This window comes from Paractinoplanes toevensis, assembly GCF_018332695.1.
Lineage (GTDB): Bacteria > Actinomycetota > Actinomycetes > Mycobacteriales > Micromonosporaceae > Actinoplanes > Actinoplanes toevensis.
This window is the reverse complement of the sequence record NZ_BOQN01000112.1, coordinates 35,855-60,861: the sequence shown is the minus strand read 5'-3', so window position 1 is coordinate 60,861 and position 25,007 is coordinate 35,855. Positions and strand designations below refer to the sequence as shown.

Below are 25,007 nucleotides of genomic sequence, written 5' to 3'. Positions count from 1 at the left end.
GGCACCGCACGACCAGGAACATCACTGGGCTGACCGGGCAGAGCACGGCCGGCCACACCACTGGGCTGACCGGGCAGAGCACGGCCGGCCACACCACCGGGCGGTTGGCCCGCGGCCGGGCCGGAAGGCGCCCCGCCGGGCGCGGCACGGCCGGGAGCGCCCGCGGGCGGCTGCCCCACGCCGGGAGCGGAGGGCGCACCGCCGGGTGCTATCCGGCCGGAAAGACCGCCGGGCTGACCGGGCGCGGAACCGGGCCCCATGCCGGGCGCAGGAGACACGCTGCCGGGCGGCCGGGTCGCCGGGTGGGCGCCGCTGGCCGCCTGCCAACCGGGGGCCTCGCCGCCGAAGGGCAGATCGTCGTCATCGGGGGTGTCGTCGGGGCCGGGTGCCACCCGGCCGGACTTGCTGGGACGGGTCTCGCCGGCGAGCGTGCCGGGGCCGATCGCGCTGCGGTCCTGCTTGGCCGAGCGCAGGTCGTCGAGCCAGCCGGTTTCCTCCTGCGGGACCTCCGCGGGCTCCGTCGGCTCCGGGCGGCCTCGACCGAACCGGCCACGGCCCTTTCGGGCGCCGGTTCCGTTGCGCAGGTCGGCCTCGTCGTCGGGCCGATCGGCACCGCGCGAATTCACGGCTGTTCCTCTCCGGCGGCTGTGCCGCTGTCGACTGCTTCGTCCGCTGCCGGTGGCGATGCCGGCGGCTCACTCTTCGCCGAAGAGCGTGACGCATCGGCGGCCGGAGCACCAGCCGCCGTGCGGTCGGGTGTGGGCGCCGAAGCGTTCGCGGCGGCCTCGCCGCGAACGGCGGCGCTGAGTCCGCGGACGATCCGGCGCAGTCGTGGAACACGCTCGCTTACTGCGCGTTCGGCCCCGTGATCAGTCGGGCGGTAGTAGTCGGAGCCGACGAGATCGTCGGGAATGTACTGCTGCGTGACGACGCCGCGGGGGTCGTCGTGCGGGTACCGGTATCCGCGACCGTGACCTAGGCCACGTGCCCCGGGATAGTGGGCGTCGCGCAGATGGGACGGGACGGCCCCGCCGCGGCCGGCCCGGACATCCGCCATCGCCGATCCGATCGCGGTGGTGACGGTGTTGGACTTGGGTGCGGTGGCCATGTGCACGACGGCCTGGGCCAGGTTGAGCTGGCACTCGGGCAGGCCGATGAGCTGCACGGCCTGGGCGGCCGCGGTGGCCACGAGCAGGGCCTGCGGGTCGGCCATGCCGACGTCCTCGCTTGCGAAGATCACGATGCGGCGGGCGATGAAGCGCGGGTCCTCGCCGGCGACGAGCATGCGGGCCAGCCAGTGCAGCGCCGCGTCGGGGTCGCTGCCGCGCATGCTCTTGATGAACGCGCTGGTCACGTCGTAGTGCGCGTCGCCGTCCCGGTCGTAGCGGACGGCGGCGACGTCGACCGCTTTCTCGGCGGTGGCCAGGTCGATCTCGGTGGCGCCCTGGGCCTCGGCGGAGCTCGCGGCGGCTTCGAGGGCGGTCAGCGCCTTGCGGACGTCGCCGGCGGCCAGCCGTACGAAATGGTCCTCGGCCTCTGCCGAAACCGTGACCTTTCCGCCCAGGCCGCGCGAATCGGTGACGGCCCGGCGCAGCAGGGCCCGGACCTCGTCCTCACCGAGTGCTTTGAGCGTGAGCAGCACGCACCGCGACAGCAATGGTGAAATAACCGAAAAGTACGGATTCTCCGTTGTGGCGGCCAGCAGGGCGACCGTGCGATCCTCGACCGCCGCCAGCAGCGAATCCTGCTGAGTCTTGGAGAAGCGGTGGACCTCGTCGATGAACAGCACGGTCGGCGGGCCACCGGAACGGCGCTCGCGGCGGGCCGTGTCGATCACCGCGCGGACGTCCTTGACCCCGGCGGTGAGCGCAGACAAGGCCACGAACTTGCGTTCGGAAGCGCCGGCGACGAGGTGGGCGATGGTGGTCTTGCCGGTGCCGGGCGGACCCCACAGGATCACCGACATCGGGCTGACCCCGGTCACCAACTGCCGCAGCGGGCTGCCCGGCGCGAGCAGGTGCTCCTGGCCGACCAACTCGTCGATGCTCGCCGGGCGCATCCGCACCGGAAGCGGCGAGTCGAGCGCGACGGGGGTGAAAGCCGACGAAGCCGGCGCGGCCAGAACGCCACTCGGCTGGCCCAGCGGAAAGAGCCCGTCCATTTCCATCAGGACCGACAGTACCGGCCCGCCGCGCGATGCCCGAAATGCACCGTGCGAGCGGGCCGGCCTGCGCGACTGGAGATCAGCCCCGGCCCGGACGACGGCCGTAGAAGCGGCGGCCGCTGCCGCTGCTGCCGGTGCGCGGGCCGCTGCCGACGCCGGCCAGGTACAGGGCGAGGAGCAGGAGACCGAGCGAGGCCATGGTCGGGAAGTTGAACAGGTCGGGAGCACCGAGGTTGGTGTCGAAGAGGTCGAGGAGCAGGTAGACACCGAAAACGATCGCGGCGGCGATAGCGAGCATTGTGTATTCCTCCGGGGGTGAGAGCCATCTGACCCGCGAATACCCCGCTGCTATCGGTCGGCAAACTCCACCGTGGATCTACCCGAGCGCATTTACCGCTTTGGCGACCACCAGGGCCGCCGTCGCGAGCGCGATCGCTGACTCCAGCGCCATGCCGAACTTGGCCCCGCGGGTCATCGGCAGCGTGTCGGTGGGGCTGAACGCGGTCGAGTTGGTGAACGACACGTACAGGTAGTCCATGAACTGCGGTTCCCAGTCCTTGTGCGCCATGTCCGGCGAGGTCATCGGCGGGAACAGGAAGTCGGGGTAGGGGTCGGTGCCCAGCGACCGGGCCACCGGGCCGCCGCGGTCCAGCTCCCAGAACCAGACCGCGAAGCCGATCACGTTCATCAGGTAGATGGCGGCGCCGGTGGCGAGCAGGTGCCCGGCCGAGCCGACGTCGTGCCCGGTGACGATGTCCCGGATCAGCATCGCGACCGACCAGGCGGTCGCCAGGCTGGCCACGGTGATCAACCCGAGCGAGAGAATGCGCAGGCGGGCGGTGTCGCGTTTCATCCGCACCGGGTTGGCGGCGACCAGCACCACGGCGATCCCGATCTCGATCACCGGGAGGAGCCAGCCCGGGCCGAGGGTCAGCCGGTCCGGCAGCAACCACTGCAGGGTGATCAGGCCGGCCCAGGCAATGCCGGCGGGCCAGCGGCGCTCACCCTCGGTGCGCCGGCGCCAGGCCGGTTTTTCGTCAGCCGCCGGCACGTACGCTCTCCGAGGCCGGCCGAAAACGGACGGCCAGCATGCCGTACGCCCGGGAGCTGTCGAGTTTGACGTCGGTGGCGCGGGGCGCCAGGTTCGCGTCGGCGGTGAGCCCGGTCGGCACGGCGGCCGGGTCGATGCCGTCCTGCCGGGCGACGAGCCGGCCGAGGCCGGCGCGGGAGATCGCCTCCGGCCCGGCGACGTTGAGCACCCCCGGATAGTCGTTCCCGGCCAGCTCGACCAGCGCCGCGGCCAGGTCGTCGACGTGCACCGGGCAGCGGATCTCGTCCTCGAACAGGAAACCCGGCCGCTTCCCGGCGATCAGGTCCCGGGCGAGGCGGATGTGCTGGCTGTCGTCGCTGCCGATGATCAGCGAGGTGCGCACGATCGCGGCGCCCGGGTCGACCGCCGCGACGGCGGTCTCCGCCGCCGCCTTCGCCGAGCCATAACGACCCTTCGGGTCGGGCGGATCAATTTCGGTGTACGGGCGGGAACGGCCGCCGTGGACGACGTCGGAGGAGACGTGTACGAGGCGGGCACCGCGCGCCCCGACGGCGACGTGGGCGGCACCGTCCGCGGTCACCGCCCAGTCGTCCATCCGTGAGGCCAGATTCAAGACCGCTTCCGCCCGTACGCCGGAAAGCAGCGCAAGCACCGCCGCGCGGGACCGGACGTCGAGGATCCGGTGGCCGGAGGCCGCGGTCGTGGCCGTGCCGACCACCTCGTGCCCGCACGCCGCGGCCCGGCGGACCACCCGTCGTCCCAGGTAGCCGCCGGCGCCGACGACGAGAATTCTCAGTTCGAGTGCTCCACCGGGGCGGCCTGGCCGTCCGTGCCGGGGGCACCGGCGGTGGCCTTCGGCTTGGCGTCGATGCCGGCCTCGAGCCGCTGCTGCGCGGTGATCGGGGTCGGCGCGGTGGTCAGCGGGTCGTAACCGCCGCGGGTCTTCGGGAACGCGATGACCTCGCGGATCGACTCGTTGCCGGACAGCAGCATGCAGGTGCGGTCCCAGCCCAGGGCGATGCCGGCGTGCGGCGGCGGGCCGTACTTGAACGCCTCGAGCAGGAAGCCGAACTTGTCCTGCGCCTCCTCGGGGGTGATGCCGAGCAGGTCGAAGACCCGGCTCTGCACATCGGCCCGGTGGATACGGACGCTGCCGCCGCCGATCTCGTTGCCGTTCACCACGATGTCGTAGGCGTAGGCGAGGGCCTGGTCGGGCGCCTCCTCGAAGCGGTCGAGCCACTCGTTGTTCGGCGAGGTGAAGGGGTGGTGGACCGCGGTCCAGCCGCCCTCGTCGGTCTTCTCGAACATCGGCGCATCGACGACCCAGCAGAAGGCCCAGGCGGACTCGTCGATGAGGCCGGCCCGCTTGGCGATCTCGATGCGGGCGGCGCCCAGGAGCTCCTGGGCCTCGCGGCGCTCGTTGGCGGCGGCGAAGAAGATCGCGTCGCCCGGCTTGGCGCCGGTGGCGTCCGCCAATCCGGACAAATGGTCAGATGACAGATTTTTCGCCACAGGTCCGCGGGCCTCGCCCGTCTCGGCGTCCAGCACCACGTAGGCCAGGCCCCGCGCGCCCCGGGCCTTGGCCCAGTCCTGCCAGCCGTCGAGTTCCTTGCGGGTCTGCGCGGCGCCGCCCGGCATGACCACCGCGCCGACGTAGCCGCCGTTGTCGATCGCGCCCGCGAAGACCCGGAACTCGGTGCCACGGAGATAGTCGGTCAGTTCGACCAGCTCCACCCCGTACCGCAGATCGGGTTTGTCGGATCCGTAGCGGTTCATCGCGTCGGTCCAGGTGATCCGCGGGATCGGGAGCTGCACCTGGTAGTCGGCCAGCTCGCTCCACAGCCGGCTGACGATCTCCTCGCCGAGCTCGATGATGTCGTCCTGGGTCACGAACGACATCTCGATGTCGAGCTGGGTGAACTCGGGCTGCCGGTCGGCGCGGAAGTCCTCGTCGCGGTAGCAGCGGGCGATCTGGTAATACCGCTCCAGGCCGGCCACCATCAGCAGCTGCTTGAACAGCTGCGGGGACTGGGGCAACGCATACCAGGTGCCGGGCTGCAAGCGGACCGGGACCAGGAAGTCGCGGGCGCCCTCCGGGGTCGACCGGGTCAGCGTCGGGGTCTCGATCTCGTTGAAGTCGCGGGCGTGCAGCACCTCGCGGGCAATCTGGTTGGCCCGGCTGCGCAGGCGCAGGGCGGCGGCCGGACCGGAGCGGCGCAGGTCGAGGTAGCGGTATTTCAGCCGCAGGTCGTCCGACGCGGTGATGGTGTCGTCGACCGGCAGCGGCAGCGGGGCCGCCTCGGAGAGCACGGTCAGCTCGGACACGACCACCTCGACGGCACCGGTGGCCAGGTCGGGGTTCTCGTTGCCGGCCGGGCGGGCGTTGACCTCGCCGACGACCTTCACGCAGTACTCGTTGCGGAGCGCGTGCGCGTCCTCCTCGCGGAAGACCACCTGCACGACCCCGGAAGCGTCGCGGAGATCGACGAAGATGACCCCGCCGTGGTCGCGCCGGCGGGCCACCCACCCGGCGAGCGTCACCGTCGTGCCGGCGTCGCTCGCGCGGAGGCCGCCGGCGTCATGGGTACGGATCACGGGAACTCGACTCCTCACCGATTCTTTTCAAAAACTACGCAGAGCGCTCCCGACATTCTGTCAGGAGCGCCCCGCGCGACCGCCGTCAGCCCGCGACTTTCCAGGAGGTGGCCCGCATGCCGGCGGTGCCGGTCCGCCCGACCTCGGTCACCTCCACCAGGGTCATCGCGGCCGGCTGGGCGGCGGTCAGCACACACAGCACGGCGCCCTTGCGCACCTCGACGCCGCCGCCGGGCCCGATCGGACTGTTCCGGATGGCCCGCGCGCAGCCGGCCGCGTCCAGGTCCAGATCCTTCACCTGGGCACCGGCGACCGCGCCCGGCCCGAGCGTCAGGCGCGGCAGGTCCGTGCCGCACCGGCTGTCGTACCTCAGATCGCTGACTTTCTCGTCGGCGTTGGCCCGCGGCTCGTCCAGATCGACGAACAGGACGGCGGCGCAGCCGACCTGCACCCGCAGCGGCTCCTGGGCGTAGCTGACCGCGAAGCCGGTGGTCCGGCTCTCCTGTTCCGCGTGGCTGACCGGTTCCCCGGCCATGGCGACCATCCGGGCCACCTTCATCGCCTGCCAGGCCGCCAGGGCGGCGATCGACGAGGTGATCAGCGCGAACACCGCGACCAGCATGCCGAGCCAGGCGAGCCGGTCGCGGAACCGCGACGGCCGGTCCTCGATGCGCTCGGTGGGCCCGTCCGGGACGGGCTCCTCCTCCCGCTGCCGATTGATCGGGTACGGATCCCGGGGTCCCGCGTTAGGGCCGGGCGGTCGGTTGACGTTGTTCGCGGCGCGGAACACGGACATAGGGGCGGCTCCGGTTTTGGGGCTTTTGGTCCGGGTTCCTGACGTTAGAGGTGTCGATCATTCGATCCCATCCCCCGCCCTGGTGACCCACCTCCCCGAGGGATGCCGCCGTACGCTGGCTTCATGGCGACGGAATCCCGCACGCTCGACGGCCTGGATCGGCAAATCCTCCACACCCTGCAGATCGCCCCGCGTGCGCCGTTCGCCCGGATCGCCACGGTGCTCGAGGTGTCCGAGCAGACGGTCGCCCGCCGCTTCCAGCGGATGCGCACGTCCGGGTTCGTCCGGATCGTCGCCCGGCCGGAGGCCACCCACCGCGAGGGCTCCAGCTACTGGACGCTGCGCATCGGCTGCCGCCCGGGCACCGCCGGCGTCCTGGCCGGCGCTCTCGCCCAGCGGGGCGACACCTCGTGGGTCAGCATCGGCGCCGGCGGCGCGGAGGTCACCTGCCAGGCCGAGGTGGGCGACCCGCAGTCCGGTCTGCTGCACCACCTGCCGAGGGCGGCCAGCGTGCTGGCCTTCAGCGCCCACCAGATGCTGCACCGCTTCGCCGGGCGCGGCGAGACCGACTGGGTGGCCCCCGACCACGACCTGTCGGCCGAGCAGCGCGCCTTCCTGCTGGACGGCGCCCCCGTGCAGGCCCCCAACCCGACCGGCGCGGCCCGCCTGGAGGCGTCGGACCGCCCGCTGCTGGACGCGCTGAGCCGGGACGGCCGCTCGAGCTGGGCGGCGGTCGCGGCGGCGGCCGGGGTGAGCCAGCGACAGGCCGCGCACCGGGTGAGCGAGCTGACCGCCGCCGGCGCCATCTATTTCCACGTGGACGTCGCCACCACGGCGGTGGGCATGCACGCGGTGGCCAACCTGTGGTTCACGGTCGCGCCCGCGCACCTGGCGTCGACCGGCGCCCGGCTCGCCGACCACCCCGAGCTGGCCTTCGTCGGCGCCGTCACCGGCAGCGCCAACGTGATGGCGTCGGCGCTGGCCACCGACGCCGAGGCGCTCTACCGATACCTCACCACCAAGGTGGCCGAGATCGACAGCATCCAGCGGGTCGAGATCGTGCCGCAGATGGTCCGGCTCAAGCATTCCCACTCACTGGTGGAGAACGGCCTGATCCGCGAGCCACCCGGCTAGTGCTCGGGCCGCCGGGCGTACGCCTCGATCTCGATCTTCATTCTGGGGTCGGACAGGCCGCACACCATCATCGTGGCGGCCGGCCGGGTCGTGCCGAAGGCGCGGCGCAGCGCCGGCCAGCAGGGCTCGAAGTCGTCGCGGTCGGGCAGCAGGTAGCGGACCCGGAGGACGTCGGCGAACGTGCAGCCGGCCTCCGCCAGGGCCGCCTCGATGTTGCGCAGGCACTGCTCGACCTGGTCGACGACGTCGTCCGAGATGGTCATCGTCCGGTAGTCGAAACCGGTCGTCCCGGACACGTGCACGTCGTCGCCGTCGACCACGGCCCGGGCATAGCCGATCTGCTCCTCGAACGTCGAGCCGCTGAGGATCACCCGCCGCTGCGTCATGCCGCCGACGTTAGCGGTGCTGCAGCGTCGCGATCAGGGCGAGGGTCGATTCGGCCCCCTGGTTGAGGTTGACGCCCTGCAGCGTCAGCCCGTCGTAACCACCACCGGTTTCCTGGTCCCACATGACGTGGTCGGCGTCGTTGTCGCCGAGGAACCACGCGATGCACCGGCTCACGCCGTCCCGCCACTCGTGATCGCCGGTGATGGAGGCGGCCGTGGCACAGGCGTCGGCCAGTGCGGCCACCTCGATCGGCTGCTGATCGTGCCGCAGCCGGGGACCGCCGCGCTGCCAGCCCGCCGCCGGCAGCACCGACAGGTGGTCGTCGCTGGTCTGGATCTCCAGCAGCCAGGTCAGCATCCGCAGGCCGGCGGCGAGGGCGGCCGGGTCGGCCAGGAGGTCACCGGCCGCGATCAGGGCCTCGGCCAGGGCGGCATTGGCGTAGGTGAGCCGTTCGTCCGGCCACGGCCAGCGCGGGTCGAGGCCGGGCCGCCCGATCGCCGTGGCGGCGTCGGCCAGCAGGTCGGCGGCCGGCTCGTGGTCCGGGTCGACCCGGAGCAGTTCGGCGGCGCCGAGCGCGGCGAAGACCATCGCCCGCGGGGCGGGAGACCGGCAGGTGGCACCGCGGGTGAAGGCCAGCAGCGCCTCCTCGCGGATCCACGAGGCCGGGCTGCGGGCCGCGGCCGTGCCCAGACCCCACAGGGCCCGTCCCCACCAGTCGCCGAGGCTGGGCTGGTCGGTCCAGGTCCGGTTGAAGCCGAGCCGGTTGTGGAAGGCTCCCTGGGCATCCTGCGCGTGGGTGAGGAAGGCCAGATATCGCTCGGCCAGCCGCAGGACCTGTCGGGACGGGTCGGATTCCCGGCTGGTGACGACGAGGCCGCGGGCGACGTCGTCGGTGCAGTAGCCGTGCTCGCGGCGGGGGATGGCGTGCCGGGCGTGTTCGAACAGCCCGGTGTCGTCGGTGAGCCGCACCAGGTGCGCGAAGGTGGGCGCCGGAACGGTCGGGGTCGGCGAGGATACGACGGCGGCGGCGGTCATGCCCGCGCCGCCGCGACCGGACGAGCGTGCAGGGCGACCAGCGTCTCCGCGAGGGCGTGGTACCGCTGCGCCACGGCCGGCCAGAGCAGCGTGGACTCGATCGAGCCGTTGCGGGCGAGCAGGGAGGCGGCCAGGCCGGGCTTGGTAAGGATCTTGCGGATGGCGGCTGCCATGGCGGCCGGATTCCGGTGCGGCACCACCAGGCCGGGCCCGTCGGTGAGCAACTCCACCGCGTGCGGGAACGCGGTCGCGACCACCGGGATCCGGGCCACCACCGCCTCGACCAGCACGCCCGAGCTGACCTGCTCGGTGGAGTCGTACGGCAGCACCACGACGTCAGCCGACCGGATCAGTCGGCCCAGCGCGGCGTCGTCGAGGTAGTCCGACTCGTAGTTGACCGTGTGTGCGACGCCGAGGGTCGCGCCGAGCCGGTGCAGGCTCGCCCGGTAGGCCTCGCCGTGCAGCTCGACCACCTTGGGATGGGTGCGGCCGGCCACGGTGTAGACCGGTGCCGGTTTGAGTTTCTGCAGCCGGGCCAGGCTGTGCAGGGCCCATTCGATGCCCTTGCCCGGTCCGAGCAGACCCCAGGTCAGCAGGTGCGGCCGGGCGCGCGGACCGGCCGGTACGCCGGCGTGATCGGCGGCACCGTGCGGGATGACGGAGACCTTCGTGGGGTCCACGGCGTAACCGAGGAGCAGCCGGTCGTGCGCGGTGGCGGAGATGGTGACGACCGCACCGGCGACGGCCACGATCTCCTCGAGCAGCGACTTCTGGCTCGGGGTGGGGCGGCTCAGCACGGTGTGCAGGACGACGATGCTGGGCACCGTGAGCCGGCGCAGCACGGCCAGGACCTCCCCGCCGTCCCGGCCGGGATAGATGCCGTACTCGTGCTGGACGACGGCGATGTCAAAGGTGTTCAGCACCTCGGCGGTCGCCCGCCAGCCGGCCGTTTCCCCGGCCGTCCAGGTGTGCTCCACGCCGGCCACCGGGGCGGGGTCGTCACCGCTCGCGGTCACCCGCACGATGCCGCCCGGCAGTCCGGTCCCGCCCAGGTGGGCGGCGAGGGAGGCGTTGAAGGTCGCAAGCCCGCAGCGAGTGGGCGGATGGGTGCTCAGGAATCCGTAGCGAATCGTCACCGAGTCGCCGCGGCGGCCAGCTCGGCGATGTCGAGGTGGAGTGTCGAGAGCAGCCCACCATGCTTGTCGGAGTCGATGAGGTCGGGCAGTTCCCGGTCGACGAAGTCGGCCCTGGCCTGCAGGCCGCGCTCACGGAGAACGGCTAGGACAACATCTTTTGCGATGATCATGATTTTGCTCTCAATGCTTGCCGACAGGGGCCAGAACGGCGCGTCCGTGTCGGAGGGCGGAGGTACGCGCGCTCCCTCGGAGATGAGGCGCACCCGCCGGCGGCGGCTGTGGCCACCGAAGTCTGGGGCAACCACCGCCATACTACGCCTGTCCGGCCCCGAGACCGCGAACGTGAATGTCGCCGCGCGCTACCTGTTCGCGACAACCCCGTAGGACTTCGGGAGGTCGATGGTGATCCACTCGTTGTTGTCGGCCGCGGTGGCCGAGCGGCCGGTGGAGAACGGGAAGTTGTTGTCGTTCAGGACGGCAATCCGGTTGTCGCCGAGGACGACGACGTCCTCGATCGTCTGGAACGGGAAGGTGAACGTGTCGCCGAAGCCGCCCAGGTGGCGCGGGTTGGCGATGTTCATGAGGTCGACCACGAGGGTCTTGTCCAGCAGGCCGTCGTGGTTGCGATCGCGCTTGTCGGCCAGGTAGATGCGCTTGACGACGGCCGTGGCACCCTGCCCGTTGTCCCGCTCGATGATCAGGAAGCGGTTGTCGTCGACCGCGATGGCGTCGCCGATCGCGTTCGCGGGGCTCTCCAGCTGGTAGGTGTAGCGCTTGCCGGTGTATCTCTGCGTGCGCAGGTCGAACTGGTTCAGGCGCAACCGACCGGCGACATCACCGTTGACCGTGCCCTCCAGCAGGCCGTAGAGGTAACGGCCGTCCGGGGCGGCGGCCAGACCTTCGTACCCCTTGCTGCTGTTCGTCGTGGCCGGGACGCCGGTGCGCGCGGCGGTCTCCGGGGCGACCACGCCGTCCAGCGGGATCGGGGCGGCCAGCAGCCGGCCGGCCCGGTCGAAGTGCAGCAGGTACGGGCCGAACTCGTCGCCGATCCAGTAGGTGCCGTCGGCGGCCCGGACGATCGACTCGACGTCGAAGTCGGCACCGGTCAGCACGCGGTCGGGGCGGGTCAGCGCCCACGGCACCTTCCCGGACGGGTCGCTCAGCGTGATGCCGCCGACCACGTCGACCGTGTTGGTGGCGAAGGCCGGGGTCAGGCGCTGGATGCGCAGCAGGAAGTCGCCCGAGTTGGCCTGGTTGCCGTAGCCGTTGTCGGAGAGGACGTCGAAGGAGCCGTCGCGGTTCTTGACGATGCCGGAGAAGCCCTGGATCGGCTGGTCGTCGAAGGGAACCGCGAACCCGTTGGTGTTGCCGGTGACCTTGGCGGCGGAGGGCTCGCTGCCCGGCACGAACGTGCCGGCCGGCAGCGACGCCCAGCCACTCAGGGTGGGGACGGTGAGGTGGTCGTGGCCACCGGCCACCGCGGCGGTGCCGCCCAGGGCGAGCGAGAGGGTGAGGGCGCCCGCGACGGCGGGGATCTTCATCATGTGCGCCGAGGCTAGGGACGACGGGTGACGGGAACGGAAACAGCCCGGGTCCGGAGTGGACCCGGGCCATGACCGGTCAGGACGCCATGGCCGGTTCCGGCGCGGCTGCCGGGGCGGGTGCCGGGCGTACCAGAAGGAAGACCGCGAGCGCGCCGACCAGGCCGACCGCTCCCCCGATGTAGAAGCCGGCGTCCAGGCCGGCCGCCGCGGCCGCGCGGATGACGTGCTCGGGGAAGGCTCCGGCCAGGCGGCCGGCCTGACCGCCGGCCACCGCGTGCGCCGCCTCGGTGCTGCCGCCCAGGTGAGCGGCCGCCCGGGAGGCGAAGACGGTGCCCAGAATGGCAATGCCGATCGCGTAACCGAGCTGCCGCGCCGTGGTCAGTGAACCCGCCGCCATGCCGCCGCGGGAGTGCGGGACCGCGCCCATCGCCGACGACGCCAGGGCCGGCATCACCAAGCCGACGCCCAGGCCGACGATCGCGTAGCCGGCCATCAGCGCCGGCCAGCTCGAGTCGGCGGTGATCAGGAAGCCGCTGAGCAGGCTGCCCAGGCCGATCAGCAGCATGCCGCCGCCGATGATCAGGCGCGGGGACCGGCCGTGCAGGCGGGCCCCGGCGAAACCGGAGGCCAGCACCGAGCAGATGGAGACCGGCAGCCCGGTGAGACCGGCCTGCAACGGCGACAGGCCGAGCACCGATTGAAGCCAGATCGAGGTGTACGTGAACGCGGCGAACGCCGCGAAGTTGACCAGCAGACCGGCCGTGAGGATGCCGCTGAACGAGCGGTTGCGCAGCAGGGCCAGGTCGAACATCGGGTTCTTGCCGAACCGTTCGATGGCGGCGAACGCGGCCAGCGCCACGCCGCTGACGATCAGCAGGCCCCAGGTCTTCGGCGACGACCAGCCCTCGTCGTTGGCGCGGATCACGGCGTACGTGAGGGTGCCGGCCGCGACGGTGAAGGTGACCGTGCCCCACAGGTCGAAGCTGCCCGGGCGGCGGGCGCCGTCGGCGCGCAGCGTGGTGACGCACATGACCACCGCGGCGATGCAGATCGGCAGGTTCACCAGGAAGATCCAGCGCCAGCTGAACGCCTCGGTGAGCAGGCCGCCGAGGATCGGGCCGATGGCGGTGGCGGCACCGGAGACGCCACCCCAGACGCCGTACGCGACACCCCGGTCGCGGCCCTGGTAGGAGCTGTTGAGCAGGGCGAACGTGGTGGTGAACATGGCCGCGGCCCCGGCGCCCTGCACCACCCGGGCGGCCACCAGCAGGCCCGGGTCGGCGGCCAGCCCGCAGGCCAGCGACGAGACGGCGAACAGGATGAGGCCGCCGATGTAGAAGCGGCGATGCCCGTACATGTCGCTGAGCGCACCGGCGCCGAGCAGCAGCACGCCGAGGGACAGGGCGTAGCCGTCCACCACCCACTGCAGGGAGCTGAACGACGTGCTCAGGTCGGTGGCCATCGGAGGCAGTGCCACGTTCACGATGGTCACGTCGATGAGCAGCATGAAGGTGCCGAGACAGACGGTCACCAGTGGCCACCATTTACGCATGGGGGTTCTTCCTCTCTTGGTTACGCCCCCAACGATCGGCCCGCGGTGGCCGCATCACCCAGCCAGGCTAGGGATTTCGCTACTTTCCGCCTTCGCGCCATTGAAATCCGCAAGATCCGCCGTTCGCGGCGAGGACAGCATCAAGAACCGCCATCGACGAACCAGCCGTCGGTCAGCACCGGCACGACCCTGCTCGCGCCCACCGCCGCGGCCACCGCGACATCGCCGGAGAAACCGAAGGCCCGCAGCTCGCGGCCGCTGACCGACTCGCGCAGGGCGTCGCTCAGGCTGGGCGAGATGCCGCGGTACGCCCACAGCGCCGCCTCCGCCTCCGGGGAGAACCCGTCGGCCGTCAGCCCGTCGAGGAACGCGCCGGCACCCCACAGGTCCTCCACCGCCGGCCGCAGCGAACCGTCCGGCCAGCGCTCGCCGGACGCCACCACCCCGACCGGGCGGTCACCGGCCCGATCCCGGACCCACGCCGCCGCGGCGGCCGCGTTGCGCAGCGACACCCCGATCACGGTCACCCCGGCGTCGGCGAGCCGGGCCGAGATGGCCGAACCGTTCGGCGACGGCAGCACCAGCCGGTCGATGCCGTCGGCCCGCAGATCGGCGTGCAGGATGCTCTCCGGCGACAGGGTGATCTGGCCGGGGCCGGTCTGGTTGCGCAGCACCGCGAGCATCGCGCCGTGCCGGCGGGCCACGTCGACGGCCGAGTCGTCGCGCCAGCGGTAGGGCAGCACGCTCAGGCCCTGCTCGACCGCCACGGTCAGGGTCGTGGTGAACGACAACACGTCGACCACCGCGACGAACGCGGCCCCGGCCGCCACCACATCGGCCCCGACCGGACCCCAGTCGAAGCGGACGCGATAGCCGCCCTGGCCGTCCGCCAGGCTCATCGGGGGCAGCCCACCGGATTGACCGTCACCAATGCAGTGTGCCAGTCGGGCGGCGTGCATCGTCAGAGGTACGTCTGGAGCACGTCCACCACTCGATGGTCATCGTCGACGACCGGGATGTAGCGCCACTTGTCGAACGCCGTGCACGGGTGCGAGATGCCGAACCGGATCAGGTCACCCGGCCGCAGGCCGTCGCCCTCCACATAGGTGTGATGATCGTTGAGCCGGGCCACCGTCAGCGGCCCGGTCTCGATCACCTCGCCGTGCCGGCGCACCTCCCGGGCCACCGGCAGGCCCTCGTCGAACGGGGCGTCGCGCTTGCCCATGCCGACGATCGCCAGCCCCTTCTCCGGCACCGACAGCACCTGCGCCCAGATCTCCAGGGCGGCGGTCAGCGGCCCCTCCCCGGGGACGCGCCGGAACGGCGTACGTTCGGCATAGAAACCGTCGTCGTGGGTGACCGACGCGCCCGACCGCAGGATCAGGCGGACGTCGCGCGGCAGCGCGGCGAGCCGGGCCACCACCCGGTCGAACCAGGCACTTCCGCCGGCCGACACCCGCGCGCCGGCCGGCATCAGGCCGGCGGCCTTCAGCCGCGTCACCCCGGCCACCAGCAGGTCGAGGAAGTCGTCCACCTCCGGCTGGGTTTTCAACTGACCTTCGTACGCCGTGATGCCCGCGAACTCCAGGTTGCTCGCGTCGGCGACCGCCCGCGCCACCGTCTCCAGCTCGTCGAGAGTGCGCACGCCGGTCCGCCCGCCGGCGTGGCCCAGCTCGGCGAACACTCTCAGCCGTCCGCCCGCGGCGGCCGCCGCTGCCACACCGGCCACCGAGTCGGCCTGGAACCAGATGTCCTCCTGGGTGGCCAGCCAGGACAGCGCGGTCGGGTCGAGCACCTCGTTGGCGATCAGGATGCGGTCGACGCCGAGGCGGCGCAGCACCAGCGCCTGGTTGGGCGTCGCCACCGTCATGCCCCAGGCGCCCGCCGCGAACTGGGCCGCGAGCAGGCCCGGGGCCATCGTGGTCTTGGCGTGCGGGGCGAAATCGAGATCGTGGCGGGCGCAGTAGGCGGCCATCGTGGCGATGTTGGCCTCGGCCGCCGACCGGCGCAGGGTGAGGACCGGCCAGGTGAACCCGCCACCGAACAGGCTCGGTTTCTCGCGCGCGTAATCGCTCGCCGACCGCTCCCCCGATGGCAGGAAGAAACCCTTGCTGCGCCAGTCGACCCGCGGCTCCGGAACGTCCACGTCCCTACCCCCTGACCTCGTTCAGCACGGCGACCAGGCGTTTCTCCTCGCCGCGGAAGTGCGTCTCCAGCACCGCGGCGAGGGCGCTCAACGCCTCGGGATCATCCTGCCGCACACCCCGGACAAGACCGGAGATGATCGCGTGGTCCTGGCTCAGCTGGGCGAGAAAGGCGCGAAGCTCCGGATGCCGGGCGGACAGCAGCGGGAAAACGTTGACGTCCTCGTCGGTGTGGTGCTCGATGAGGGCGTCGCAGAAGGCCATGCAGTGGGTGGCGAGCTCGTCGCCCGGGTAGATGCCGTCGCGGAGGTCGTCGAGCATGTCGCGCAGACGGGCGTGGGTGAGGATCAGCTGGGTTCCATACGCGCTCAGGCGTTCGTATTCATCAGTCACTGTCCCCGCATCGTAACGACGAGCCGCCGGCCGTGCAGGTCCGTACGCTGCCAGTCCGTCTCGATGTCACTGAGGTTCGCCTCGTGCAGGTCGTAGGTGAGCGCGCCCTCCCGGGTCCAGCTCACCACCTGCCCGTACGCCTCGGCCATGCCGCCGCCGTCCAGCCCCCGCGCGGCACCGTAGATCTCGACGCCGGAGGTGCGCAGCGCCGACGCGGGCACGGTGAGCTCGGCCCCGGCCGACTCGCCGATCTGCACGAGCCGGGTCGGCTTGGCGAACGAGAACCCGGCCGGGATCAGCGACCGCAGCAGGACCTCGGTGGGACGGCCCCAGAGGAAGTCGACCACCACGTCGTACGCCTCCCGGTGGTAGGCCTCGGCCAGCTCCTCGTCGCTCACCGCGGTGTTGATGACCGCGTCGGCGCCGAGAGCGTTCAAGCGAGCGTCGTCCCGGCCGCTCGCGACGACCCGGCCGGCGCCGAGCAGCCGCGCGATCCGGACCGCCAGCCGCCCGGCGACCCCGGTGGCCCCCTGCACCAGGACCGTCTCGCCCGGTTGCAGCCCGGCCGCGGTCTTCATCGACATGCCGGTGATGGCGGTGGAGAGCACGGTTGCGGTGGCCGGGTCGATGCCGTCGGGGATCGGGCCGTAGTGCCCTTCGGCCACGACTGTGCGCTCGGCGAGTGCCCCGTACGGCGGTCGCGGATTGCCGAAACCGACCACCCGGCCGTCGGGCAGCCGGCCGATGCCGTCGAAGCACGGGACGGCCGGAAACGCGGGCATCATCGAGTCGCTCGCGTAGTGCGTTCCGTCGGCCACCGCGTGATCGACGTTCTCCACCGCGGTCGCGAGCACTTCGATGACGACCTCGCCGTCACCGGCCACCGGGTCGGGAAAGTCTTCGTAACGCGGGACTCCGCCGCGCTCGTGCAGGACTGCTGCTTTCATCTCCGCCGCTCCCGTCTCTCTAACAGTGTTAGAGACTCTAACACCGATAGAGTGTGTGGTCGTGGCCCTGGACCGGAAGCGCATCGTCGACGAGGCGGTCGCCCTGCTCGACGCCGAGGGCCTGGAAAGCGTCACGCTGCGCAAACTGGCGACCCGGCTGGGCGTGCAGGCCCCCACCCTGTACTGGCACCTGCCGAACAAGGCGGCCCTGATCACGGCCATCGCCGAGGAGGTGCTGACGCCGTCCCCGGCCATCCCCCTGACCGCCGGGGAACGCTGGCAGGACTGGCTGATCGCGCTGGCCACCCGGTTGCGCACCGCACTGCTCGCGCACCCCGACGGCGCCCGCGTGGTGTCGATGGCCCAGCTGTCGCACAACATGGCCGCCATCTCCGAGCTGGCCATGAAGACCCTGGTGGAGCAGGGTCTGTCACTGCACCGAGCGCGGCTGACGGTGCTGACGGTGGAACGCTTCACGATCGGCTACGCGCTGGAGGAGCAGGCACCGAGACCGCCCGCGGAGGACTTCGACCTGACCGCCTACACCGAGGCCTATCCCACGGTGATAGCCGGCATCACGGAGTACTTCGCCCCCGGCCGCACCCCCGACGACCTGTTCCACGAGTGCGTGACCCTGGTCGTCGAGGGGCCCGGCTAACTGCGGAAGCCGGTCAGGGCGAACGGGACCGCGTCCAGGAACGCCTGGACGCAGGCCGCGGTGTACGGGACGGCGTCGGCCGGCAGGTCGGTGGCGGGGAACCACGCGATGCCGCCGCACTTGTGTGGCTCGGCGTTGATCGGGGTGCCGTGCCGGGCCGGGTCGTGGGTGGCCAGGAAGACCAGGCCGATCCGGGTGGAGCCGTCCGGGTTCTGCTGGTGGATGGTGGTGGCCAGGCGTAACTCGTCCGGGGTCAGCCGCAGGCCGATCTCCTCACGCGCCTCGCGGATCATGCCGGTCAGCGCGTCCTCCCCGTGTTCCAGCTTGCCGGAGGGCAGGTTCCACTGACCGTCGGCGTAACCGGTGTTCTCCCGCCGGGCGAGCAGGACACGATCGCCGTGGCTGAGCACGAGCAGCAGGTCGACGGGGTGTTTGGGCGCGGGGTTCAACGCGGGGAAGCCGTCACGGCCGAGAGCCAGTTGTCCACCGCGGCGATCCTACCGGCGCAGGTCGGCCGTCATCCGATGCAGCTCGGCGAGTCGGTCCGGCAGACTGCGCGGATGTCCCGGGGCGCCGGGGCGGGCATCCTCCGGGCGTGGACCGGCCGGCGGGCGGTAGTTGACGCCCAGCGCGTCCAGTCGCGGCAGGTGCTCCGCCAGCCGGGCCTGGAACTCCGGGAGATCCCGCCCGGCCGGGGACCACACGGTCTCGGCGAAGGCGCACAGCCGCGGATAGGTCATGTAGTCGACGCGCCGGGCCGATTCCATGTGCTCGGTCCAGACGTTGACCTGGCCACCCAGCACGTTGGCGGCCTCCTCGGCGGACAGGCCCGGCGGGACCGGGTCGAAGCCGTACACGTCGGCGAGGGTGAGCCGGGTGCCGACCGGGGTGGGTTCGCCCGGGTCGTCCGACTGCCGATAGTCCAGGTAGCAGGAAATATCCGGGCAGGAGACGACCAATATCCCGGCCCGGGCGGCCATCACGGTCGGGGGCACGCCACGCCAGGCGGCAATCACGGCATTTGCGGGTACGCCGTAAGCCAGTAACTCGTCCCACCCGAAAACCCGTCGCCCCCGCTCGGCCAGGAACGAGGCCATCCGTCCGGTGAACCATCCCTGCAGCTCGGCCGGGCCGGCCAGCCCTTCCCGCGCGATCACCGGACTGTCCGCCCATTCGTCGGCCGGGCACTCGTCGCCGCCGATGCCGATCAGCTGCGACGGGAAGATCTCGCAGACGAACGACAGCACGTCCCGGCAGAACGCCAGCGACTCGGCCGACAGGTTGAGCACATGGGTGGAGATCCCCCAGCCGGTGCGGACCGGCCCGTCGTAGCCGTTGCCCAGCGACGGGTAGGCGGCGATCGCGGCCTGCATGTGCCCCGGCATGTCCACCTCGGGCACCACGGTCACGAAGCGTTCCGCCGCGTAGGCCACGATCTGGCGCAGGTCGTCGGCGGTGTAGAACCCTCCGTGCGGACGCCCGTCATACCGTCCGTGCACCCGCGACCCGAGCATCGTCTCGGACCGCCAGGCCCCGACCGAGGTGAGCCGCGGCCACCCCGGCACCTCGATCCGCCACCCCTGGTCGTCGGTCAGATGCAGGTGCACCACGTTGAGCTTGTGAAACGCCGCAAGGTCGACGAACCGCAGCACATCCGCGACCGGCATGAAGTGCCGAGCGACATCGAGCATCACTCCCCGCCACCCAAACCGCGGCGAGTCCGAAATATCAACAAAAGGCACGGGCCGCGCCCCGACCCCGTCCGGCGAGGCCGCCGTTCCCGGCCCGGAATGGCCCGGCGGCGCGGGCAAAGCTCCCGGCGCGGGACGGCCCGGCGGCGCGGGCAACGCTCCCGGCCTGGAGCGGCGCAGAGCGGCGGGCGGCAGTAGTTGCCGCAGCGTCTGTGCGCCGTAGAAGACCCCGGCGGCCGACCCTCCGGTGATCGAAATACCGTCCGCCGCGACGCGCAGGGCGTAGCCCTCACCCGGCAGCCCCGGATCGACCGCGAGCCGCACCGCCGCCGGCTCCCCCGAATGAAGGGGGAAGCCCAACTCGCCGCGCAGCCAGGCACCGACCCCGTCGAGCCCTTCGCCCAGGGACAGGCGGGCGTCCGGCCCGAATGTGAAGGTCCCACTATCCCGCCGCACGCGGGCCGGCCGCGGAATCACCGAGTCACCTCCGTCGGGGATCGGAACACAAGGGCCTCCAAAACGAACCAGGTTCGCATATAGTTCGTTGGTCGGGGCGAGGTGTCAACGGAGCTGCGGATGAGGATCGGGCTGGTGGTGCATGCCGGGCATCGGCAGCGCTTCGCCGACGCCGCGCGGACCGTCGACGGGGTCGAGCTCGTCTGGGCGGTCTACGACCGGGACGAACAGATCCGCGAGCTGATCGGTGGGTTGCTCCGCGAGACGCGACTGGACGGCTTGCTGCTGGGCCTCCTGCCGTACGCGCATGGCCGTGATCTTCTCCCGCCCTCCCTGCCGGTCGCCGTCATGCGGGCCGCGGCTCTTGATCTTGCGTTGGCGTGGGCGAAAGCCCGCGGCAACGGCTGGGCGGCGACGCCGGTGGCGATCGACACGTTCGATCGGGAGATCGTCGACGAGGTGGCGGGGGCACTCGAACTCGATCCGGACCGGATCGCCGCGCTGCCGTTCGATGCGGACCAGCCGATCGACGAGATCGTGGCCTTTCACCGGAAGCGGCTGGCCGAGACCGGGGCGGGCTACCTGATCACCGGGCGGACGGCGGTCGCGGCCGCACTCGGCGGGGAGATCGCGGTGCTGCACGCGGCACCGACGGCGCAGACCATCCGCGCGGGGCTGCACGAGCTGGTGTTGCGGGCGCGCGAGCGGCAGCGGTTCGCCACCGGGTTGTTCCTGCTCGGCGCACCGGGCAGCGATCGGGCCCGGGTCGGGTTGCAGCATCTACTGCTGCACGCGCCGGAGTTCGCCGACGCCTGGATCGACCAGCGCGGGCACCGGGCGTTGCTGGCGTTCGCGCCGGCGTCGCTGTTCGAGGCGGCCACCCGGCAGTGGGTCGGGCTTCCGGTGCTGGCCGAGGCCCGTGACCAGCTGGGCGTGCGGGTGGTGGCGGGGTTCGGGATCGGCGCCTCGGCCCGGCTGAGCGTCGACCTGGCCGAACAGGCGGCGGCCCGGGCCGAGCAGGAGCAGGGTTCGGTGGCCTACCTGTTCACCGACGACGGCGTCACGATCGGGCCGATGGGCGCGACCGGCTCACCGGCGCCGCTGACCTGGACGCACCGCCAGCACGGCGAGCTGGAATCGCTGGCCGGTCGGGCGGGCCTGAGCCCGGCGACGCTGTCCCGGCTGGCGTCGGTGGAGCGCGGGCTGGGCGGCCGCCTGGTCTCACCGGGCGAGCTGGCCCGCGCGATGGGCATCACCGACCCGAGCGGCCGTCGCCTGATCCGCAAGCTGACCGACGCGGGCCTGGTCATCGAGGGCGGCAGCACCCAGATAACCCGCAAGGGCCGCCCGGCCCGCCTCTACCGCCTGGCCATCACGAGCGCGCTGGAGGCAGCCGAATGACCCGTCCGATGCCTCGACCGCAGGCGGCCGGCGCAGAGCTGGAGGCGTGCGGATGACCTGGGACCTGTTGCTGGCCGGGGGTGACCCGGTCGACGTGGCGGTCAAGGACGGGCTGATCGCGGCCACCGGCCAGGACCTTCCCCGCAGTGACGCGCTGACCGTGGTGGACGTCGGCGGGCTGCTGGTCACGCCCGGGCTGGTCGATCTGCACACGCACGTCGGACCGGGCTACTGGGGCATCGACCCCGATCCGATCGCCTGGCACACGGGCGTCACCACCTGGGTGGATGCCGGGACGACGGGGGCCTACACGCTCGACGGGCTGCTGCGAAAGAGCTTCGACGTCCGGGTGGCGGGGCTGCTCAACATCTCGGCGGTGGGGCTCGCGGGCCGCACCGGCGAGAGCCGCGACCTCGCCAACTGCGACGTCGCGCTGGCCATCGACACCGTGCAGCGGCACCGGGACCGGATCTTCGGGATCAAGGTGCGGATCGACCGGGAGACGGTGGGTGACAACGGGGTCGCCCCGCTGCGGCGGGCCCTCACCGTCGGGGACGCCTGCCGGGTGCCGGTCATGGTGCACGTAGGGGCCGCTCCCCCGGCGGTCGACGAGGTGCTCGAGCTGCTGCGGCCCGGCGACATCGTCACGCACTGCGCCAGCGGCATCGCGTCGCCGGTCGGGCCGGCAGCGGTCGCGGCCGGGGAGCGCGGGGTGGTGTTCGACCTGGGGCACGGGTCGGGCGGGTTCGCGTTCGACATCCTCGAGCAGCAGCTCGACCTGGGGCTGCGACCGCACACGATCTCGACGGACCTGCACGCGAGGTCGGTGCTCGGGCCGGTCTTCGACCTGCCCACCACGATGGCGAAGATGCTGGCGGCGGGGCTGCCACTGGCCGAGGTGATCGCGGCGGTCACGGTGCGGCCCGCGACGGCGCTCGGGCTCGACGCGGGCACGCTCGACGTCGGCAAGCCCGCCGATCTCGCCGTCTTCGCCATCGAGCACGGCAAATTCGAGGTGACCGACGCCCACCTGGCGGCACGGATCGCGCCGATGCGTTTGGCGAACGTGGCCACGTACCGGAAAGGGCAATTGCTTCCGCCGCGCCTGCCGGTCCCGCCGGCACCGTGGATTCCGCTGACCGGCGCGCAACGCGCGGCCCTGGGTCGCCGGGACCGCGACATTCGCGCTCTGCTCAACCAGCCGTTGGTCGGCCGGGACGGACTTGCCGATCAATTCCCACGAGAAACCAGGAGTGAATGACATGCCCAAGCGCGCGATAATCACCGACAAGGCGGCCCCGGCCGGCGGCCCCTATTCGCACGCGGTCGTCGCCGGCGACACGATCTACCTGGCCGGAGCCATCCCGGCACTGCCCGACGGCACCCGCGTGACCGGCAGTTTCGCCGAGCAGGCGCACGCCGCTTTCCGCAACCTGGCCACGGTCGCCGAGGAGGCCGGCGCGAGCCTCGACGACGCCGTGCGGGTGGGTGTCTATCTGCGAGACTTCGCCGATTTCGCGGAGCTGAACGAGATCTACGCGCAATACATCAAGGGCGACAACCTTCCGGTGCGCACGACGCTGCCGGTTCCGCTGGAGGGTTTCGACATCGAGATCGACGCCATCCTCTACATCGGATAGGCCGGCACCGCCGGACAGGGCCGCTTTCGCAGGAGTCGGGCTGCGGCGTAGCCGCCGCCCATTCCTGCCGTCCCGCACAGGTCTTTTGGTACGCGGTGGGACCGGTCCCGTGGCACTCGGTTTCGCCGAGCGGGACTCATTCTCCGCGCGCCACCGCCGGGCGGGCCCGGCCCGCAACGCCACTTCACTGCCGGGCCCATCTCCGCCCGCGAGCGCGGCGACGGCCCGGCCCACGTGGCCCGGCGACTCACGACCCGTTACCTCGCCAGGACACCCCTGGACATCCTTCCGCCCGCGTTCTGCCCTGCTGCCTGATACTCGCAGACCCGCGCGCACGGATGAGCAAGGCAAAGCGCCGCAGCACCACGTCGGGGGCTGAATCGCCAAGATCTGATCCGCCTTCAAGACCGACGCATCCCATGCGAGGCGCGGCACGCGAGAGGCATCACGCGAAAGGCGCGGCACGCGCCGTGCCCGCGCGCAGGTCGCGCCGAGCGGCGGCCCGCCCGATGTTGCGGTTGTGGGCCCCCGGACCGTACTTGAAAAGGAGCGCGAGTTCGGCGCTCAGCGGGCCGTTCTCGTGGTTTCGGACCCTACGAAAGACTGACCAGGGCCGCGGCGAAGAACGACAGTGAGCCGGTCGTGCCGGGCAGGTCGGCAGGGTGATTCAGGTGGCCGTGCGGCGCGCCCTCGGCGACGAAGACTGTTGCCGAGTCCAGTTGCCGGGCCAGTAGCTCGCCGGACGTGCGTAGATCGTCGTATTCGGACAGCAGGATCCAGGCCGGCGGCAGGCCGGTCAGCCGGGCCGCGCCGGGCAGCGCGTCCGGTGGCAGGTCGCTGATCCGGCCCACGTAATTGCGGACCATGTCCTCGATCCCGGCCGCGGTGAACCGCGCGCCCGGCGGCAGCGCCTCGGACAGTGCTGCCGCCAGGTCGGCGTCCGCGGCCGGGTTGGGGAAGTGCGCGAACGGATAGGCCAGCAGCAGCGCGTCCGGGACGGGCCCGCCGGCGTCCCGGGCGCGCAGCGTGGCGGCCAGCGCGAGGGCAGCGCCGGCGCTGGCCCCGCCGATCGCCCGCCGGTCCGGCAGGTCGGCCGCGCCGGTGAACCAGGTCCAGGCCGCGAAGACGTCGTCGAGCGGCACCGGATAGCGCACTCCCTCGGTGGCGAGCCGGTAATCGACCGACACCACGTAGGCCCCGGCCCGGGCGGCGAGCTGTGCGCTGACCCAATCCCCCTCGGGCATGTCGGCCGAGCCGTGCCGGAAGCCGCCACCATGCGCCCAGAGCAGCGCCGACCCGGGCCCGGCCGGCGGGCCGGCACTGCCCGGTGCGAGCCCGGCCGGTGGGCCGTCGGGGCGGTAGGTGCGCAGCCGGATCGGGCCGTGCGGGCCGGGAATGCTGATCTCGCCGGTGATCACGCCGGCCGGTGCGGGCGGGCTGACCGGTGGGGCGGGCTCGGGGCCGGCGCCGGTTCGGAACCGTTCGAGGGCGGCGAGACGGTCGGCGTGGAAGCGTTCGATCGGCATGATCCCTCGCAGTTGAAACGTATAGATTGATGTCTATGCTTTACCACAATCGCCTCGCCGAAGCCGCCGATCTCGCCGACTTCCGGATGGAGGGTGACGGCGCCGTGTCGTTCCCCTGCGGCCGCCTGCGACTGGAGAGCCGGCGCCCGCCCGAGGACGGCCAGGACGCCAACATCGTGCTGTGGTGCCCGGCCGACTTCGGCCCGAACATCGTCGCTACCTGGGATTTCTGGCCGATCCGGGAACCGGGCCTGGCGATCCTTTTCTTCCACGCGCGGGGCCGCGACGGCGAGAGCATCTTCGACCTGGCCCCGCGCACCGGACCGTACGAGCAGTATCACCACGGCGACCTCAACGCCTACCACGTCTCGTATTTCCGCCGCCGATGGCCGTCGGAGCGCCGGCTGCACACCTGCAACCTCCGCAAGAGCTACGGCTTCCACCTCGTGGCGCAGGGACCCGATCCGCTCCCGCCGGCCCTCGACGCGCAGGGACCGTATCGAATGCGCCTCACAGTCCATGATGGATTCATAACGTTCGAGGTCGCGGACCTGTTGACCTTCCGGTGGACCGACCCGGAGCCGTTGCCGGGCGGCCGGATCGGCTTCCGGCAGATGGCGCCGATGATCGGCGAGTACTCCGACCTGCGAATTGTCACCCCCTGATCTACCTGCCGGAAAGGGTTTTCCGGAGCGTTGACTTTGAGACGATTCAAAGTTACGTTCCTCGATACCTGTTAACCCGCCCGTCACAACGG

Annotated in this window: 25 protein-coding genes and 1 pseudogene; 6 read left to right on the top strand and 20 right to left on the bottom strand. The window is 71.7% G+C overall.

The window, feature by feature from the left end; all coding sequences use genetic code 11:
* The 7 genes and pseudogenes from Ato02nite_RS40335 to Ato02nite_RS40305 all read right to left on the bottom strand — a co-directional run.
* Window positions 1-626: pseudogene (locus Ato02nite_RS40335) on the bottom strand (hypothetical protein); the annotation flags it as partial.
* Window positions 623-2,167, bottom strand: a complete 1,545-nt coding sequence (locus Ato02nite_RS40330; RefSeq protein WP_213011980.1) for a replication-associated recombination protein A — start codon at window positions 2,165-2,167, stop codon at window positions 623-625. The gene Ato02nite_RS40330 and the pseudogene Ato02nite_RS40335, both read right to left, overlap by 4 nt.
* A gap of 76 nt (window positions 2,168-2,243) precedes the next feature.
* Window positions 2,244-2,462, bottom strand: a complete 219-nt coding sequence (locus Ato02nite_RS40325; RefSeq protein WP_213011979.1) for a hypothetical protein — start codon at window positions 2,460-2,462, stop codon at window positions 2,244-2,246.
* Window positions 2,463-2,540: 78 nt separating this feature from the next.
* Complete coding sequence (locus tag Ato02nite_RS40320; protein WP_213011978.1) at window positions 2,541-3,215, bottom strand: hypothetical protein; 675 nt, start codon at window positions 3,213-3,215, stop codon at window positions 2,541-2,543.
* A complete protein-coding gene (locus Ato02nite_RS40315) occupies window positions 3,202-4,005 on the bottom strand; it encodes an SDR family oxidoreductase (protein ID WP_307854221.1) in 804 nt (267 codons plus the stop codon). Before Ato02nite_RS40315 ends, Ato02nite_RS40320 begins: the two co-directional genes overlap by 14 nt.
* Before the next feature lie 2 nt (window positions 4,006-4,007).
* Entirely contained in the window at window positions 4,008-5,810 is a 1,803-nt protein-coding gene (aspS, locus tag Ato02nite_RS40310) for an aspartate--tRNA ligase (protein ID WP_213011977.1), read from the bottom strand.
* Between the two features lie 85 nt (window positions 5,811-5,895).
* The gene (locus Ato02nite_RS40305) at window positions 5,896-6,606 is read right to left on the bottom strand and encodes a hypothetical protein (RefSeq protein ID WP_213011976.1); all 711 of its coding nucleotides are present in this window, start codon (window positions 6,604-6,606) and stop codon (window positions 5,896-5,898) included.
* A gap of 123 nt (window positions 6,607-6,729) precedes the next feature.
* Here Ato02nite_RS40305 and Ato02nite_RS40300 point away from each other — a divergent pair, with 123 nt between their 5' ends.
* Window positions 6,730-7,740 (top strand): Lrp/AsnC family transcriptional regulator, encoded by a 1,011-nt coding sequence (locus tag Ato02nite_RS40300; protein WP_213011975.1) that lies wholly within the window; start codon window positions 6,730-6,732, stop codon window positions 7,738-7,740.
* On the opposite strand, the gene Ato02nite_RS40295 is transcribed toward Ato02nite_RS40300, so the two are convergent.
* From Ato02nite_RS40295 to Ato02nite_RS40250, 10 genes are all read right to left on the bottom strand, one after another.
* Window positions 7,737-8,126: a RidA family protein gene (locus Ato02nite_RS40295; protein WP_213011974.1), complete on the bottom strand. Its 390-nt coding sequence runs from the start codon at window positions 8,124-8,126 to the stop codon at window positions 7,737-7,739. The genes Ato02nite_RS40300 and Ato02nite_RS40295 overlap by 4 nt on opposite strands.
* Before the next feature lie 10 nt (window positions 8,127-8,136).
* Window positions 8,137-9,162, bottom strand: coding sequence for a glycosyltransferase (locus Ato02nite_RS40290; protein WP_213011973.1), 1,026 nt, complete (start codon window positions 9,160-9,162; stop codon window positions 8,137-8,139).
* Window positions 9,159-10,298, bottom strand: a complete 1,140-nt coding sequence (locus tag Ato02nite_RS40285; RefSeq protein WP_213011972.1) for a glycosyltransferase — start codon at window positions 10,296-10,298, stop codon at window positions 9,159-9,161. Before Ato02nite_RS40285 ends, Ato02nite_RS40290 begins: the two co-directional genes overlap by 4 nt.
* Window positions 10,295-10,468 (bottom strand): hypothetical protein, encoded by a 174-nt coding sequence (locus tag Ato02nite_RS40280; protein WP_213011971.1) that lies wholly within the window; start codon window positions 10,466-10,468, stop codon window positions 10,295-10,297. The genes Ato02nite_RS40285 and Ato02nite_RS40280 overlap by 4 nt, the downstream gene beginning before the upstream one ends.
* Window positions 10,469-10,657: 189 nt before the next feature.
* Window positions 10,658-11,842 carry an esterase-like activity of phytase family protein gene (locus Ato02nite_RS40275; protein ID WP_213011970.1) on the bottom strand — a complete coding sequence of 395 codons (1,185 nt, stop codon included), beginning with the start codon at window positions 11,840-11,842 and terminating at the stop codon, window positions 10,658-10,660.
* A gap of 76 nt (window positions 11,843-11,918) precedes the next feature.
* Complete coding sequence (locus Ato02nite_RS40270) at window positions 11,919-13,373, bottom strand: MFS transporter (protein ID WP_246607999.1); 1,455 nt, start codon at window positions 13,371-13,373, stop codon at window positions 11,919-11,921.
* Window positions 13,374-13,534: 161 nt separating this feature from the next.
* Window positions 13,535-14,293 (bottom strand): 2-phosphosulfolactate phosphatase, encoded by a 759-nt coding sequence (locus Ato02nite_RS40265; protein ID WP_213011968.1) that lies wholly within the window; start codon window positions 14,291-14,293, stop codon window positions 13,535-13,537.
* A 62-nt stretch (window positions 14,294-14,355) separates the two neighbouring features.
* Complete coding sequence (locus Ato02nite_RS40260; RefSeq protein WP_213011967.1) at window positions 14,356-15,540, bottom strand: alanine racemase; 1,185 nt, start codon at window positions 15,538-15,540, stop codon at window positions 14,356-14,358.
* A gap of 4 nt (window positions 15,541-15,544) precedes the next feature.
* Window positions 15,545-15,931, bottom strand: coding sequence for a hemerythrin domain-containing protein (locus Ato02nite_RS40255; protein ID WP_213011966.1), 387 nt, complete (start codon window positions 15,929-15,931; stop codon window positions 15,545-15,547).
* Window positions 15,928-16,878: a quinone oxidoreductase family protein gene (locus tag Ato02nite_RS40250; protein WP_213011965.1), complete on the bottom strand. Its 951-nt coding sequence runs from the start codon at window positions 16,876-16,878 to the stop codon at window positions 15,928-15,930. The genes Ato02nite_RS40255 and Ato02nite_RS40250 overlap by 4 nt, the downstream gene beginning before the upstream one ends.
* A gap of 61 nt (window positions 16,879-16,939) precedes the next feature.
* Here Ato02nite_RS40250 and Ato02nite_RS40245 point away from each other — a divergent pair, with 61 nt between their 5' ends.
* Window positions 16,940-17,536: a TetR/AcrR family transcriptional regulator C-terminal domain-containing protein gene (locus Ato02nite_RS40245; protein WP_213011964.1), complete on the top strand. Its 597-nt coding sequence runs from the start codon at window positions 16,940-16,942 to the stop codon at window positions 17,534-17,536.
* Here Ato02nite_RS40245 and Ato02nite_RS40240 read toward each other — a convergent pair.
* Together Ato02nite_RS40240 and Ato02nite_RS40235 are read right to left on the bottom strand one after the other, a co-directional pair.
* Complete coding sequence (locus tag Ato02nite_RS40240; protein ID WP_213011963.1) at window positions 17,533-17,985, bottom strand: NUDIX hydrolase; 453 nt, start codon at window positions 17,983-17,985, stop codon at window positions 17,533-17,535. The genes Ato02nite_RS40245 and Ato02nite_RS40240 overlap by 4 nt on opposite strands.
* 48 nt (window positions 17,986-18,033) lie before the next feature.
* Window positions 18,034-19,704 (bottom strand): beta-N-acetylhexosaminidase, encoded by a 1,671-nt coding sequence (locus Ato02nite_RS40235; protein ID WP_246607998.1) that lies wholly within the window; start codon window positions 19,702-19,704, stop codon window positions 18,034-18,036.
* 99 nt (window positions 19,705-19,803) lie between these two features.
* Between Ato02nite_RS40235 and Ato02nite_RS40230 the strand changes: the two genes are divergently transcribed.
* From Ato02nite_RS40230 to Ato02nite_RS40220, 3 genes are read left to right on the top strand one after another with little or no spacing between them, the layout of a single operon-like run.
* Entirely contained in the window at window positions 19,804-21,084 is a 1,281-nt protein-coding gene (locus tag Ato02nite_RS40230) for a MarR family transcriptional regulator (RefSeq protein ID WP_213011962.1), read from the top strand.
* Between the two features lie 52 nt (window positions 21,085-21,136).
* A complete protein-coding gene (locus Ato02nite_RS40225; protein ID WP_213011961.1) occupies window positions 21,137-22,345 on the top strand; it encodes an amidohydrolase/deacetylase family metallohydrolase in 1,209 nt (402 codons plus the stop codon).
* 1 nt (window position 22,346) lies between these two features.
* Complete coding sequence (locus Ato02nite_RS40220; RefSeq protein ID WP_213011960.1) at window positions 22,347-22,724, top strand: RidA family protein; 378 nt, start codon at window positions 22,347-22,349, stop codon at window positions 22,722-22,724.
* A 593-nt stretch (window positions 22,725-23,317) separates the two neighbouring features.
* Here the strand turns inward: Ato02nite_RS40220 and Ato02nite_RS40215 are convergent.
* Window positions 23,318-24,250 carry an alpha/beta hydrolase fold domain-containing protein gene (locus tag Ato02nite_RS40215; protein WP_213011959.1) on the bottom strand — a complete coding sequence of 311 codons (933 nt, stop codon included), beginning with the start codon at window positions 24,248-24,250 and terminating at the stop codon, window positions 23,318-23,320.
* A gap of 35 nt (window positions 24,251-24,285) precedes the next feature.
* Between Ato02nite_RS40215 and Ato02nite_RS40210 the strand changes: the two genes are divergently transcribed.
* Window positions 24,286-24,915, top strand: a complete 630-nt coding sequence (locus Ato02nite_RS40210) for a DUF1961 family protein (protein ID WP_213011958.1) — start codon at window positions 24,286-24,288, stop codon at window positions 24,913-24,915.
* Window positions 24,916-25,007: the final 92 nt, after the last annotated feature.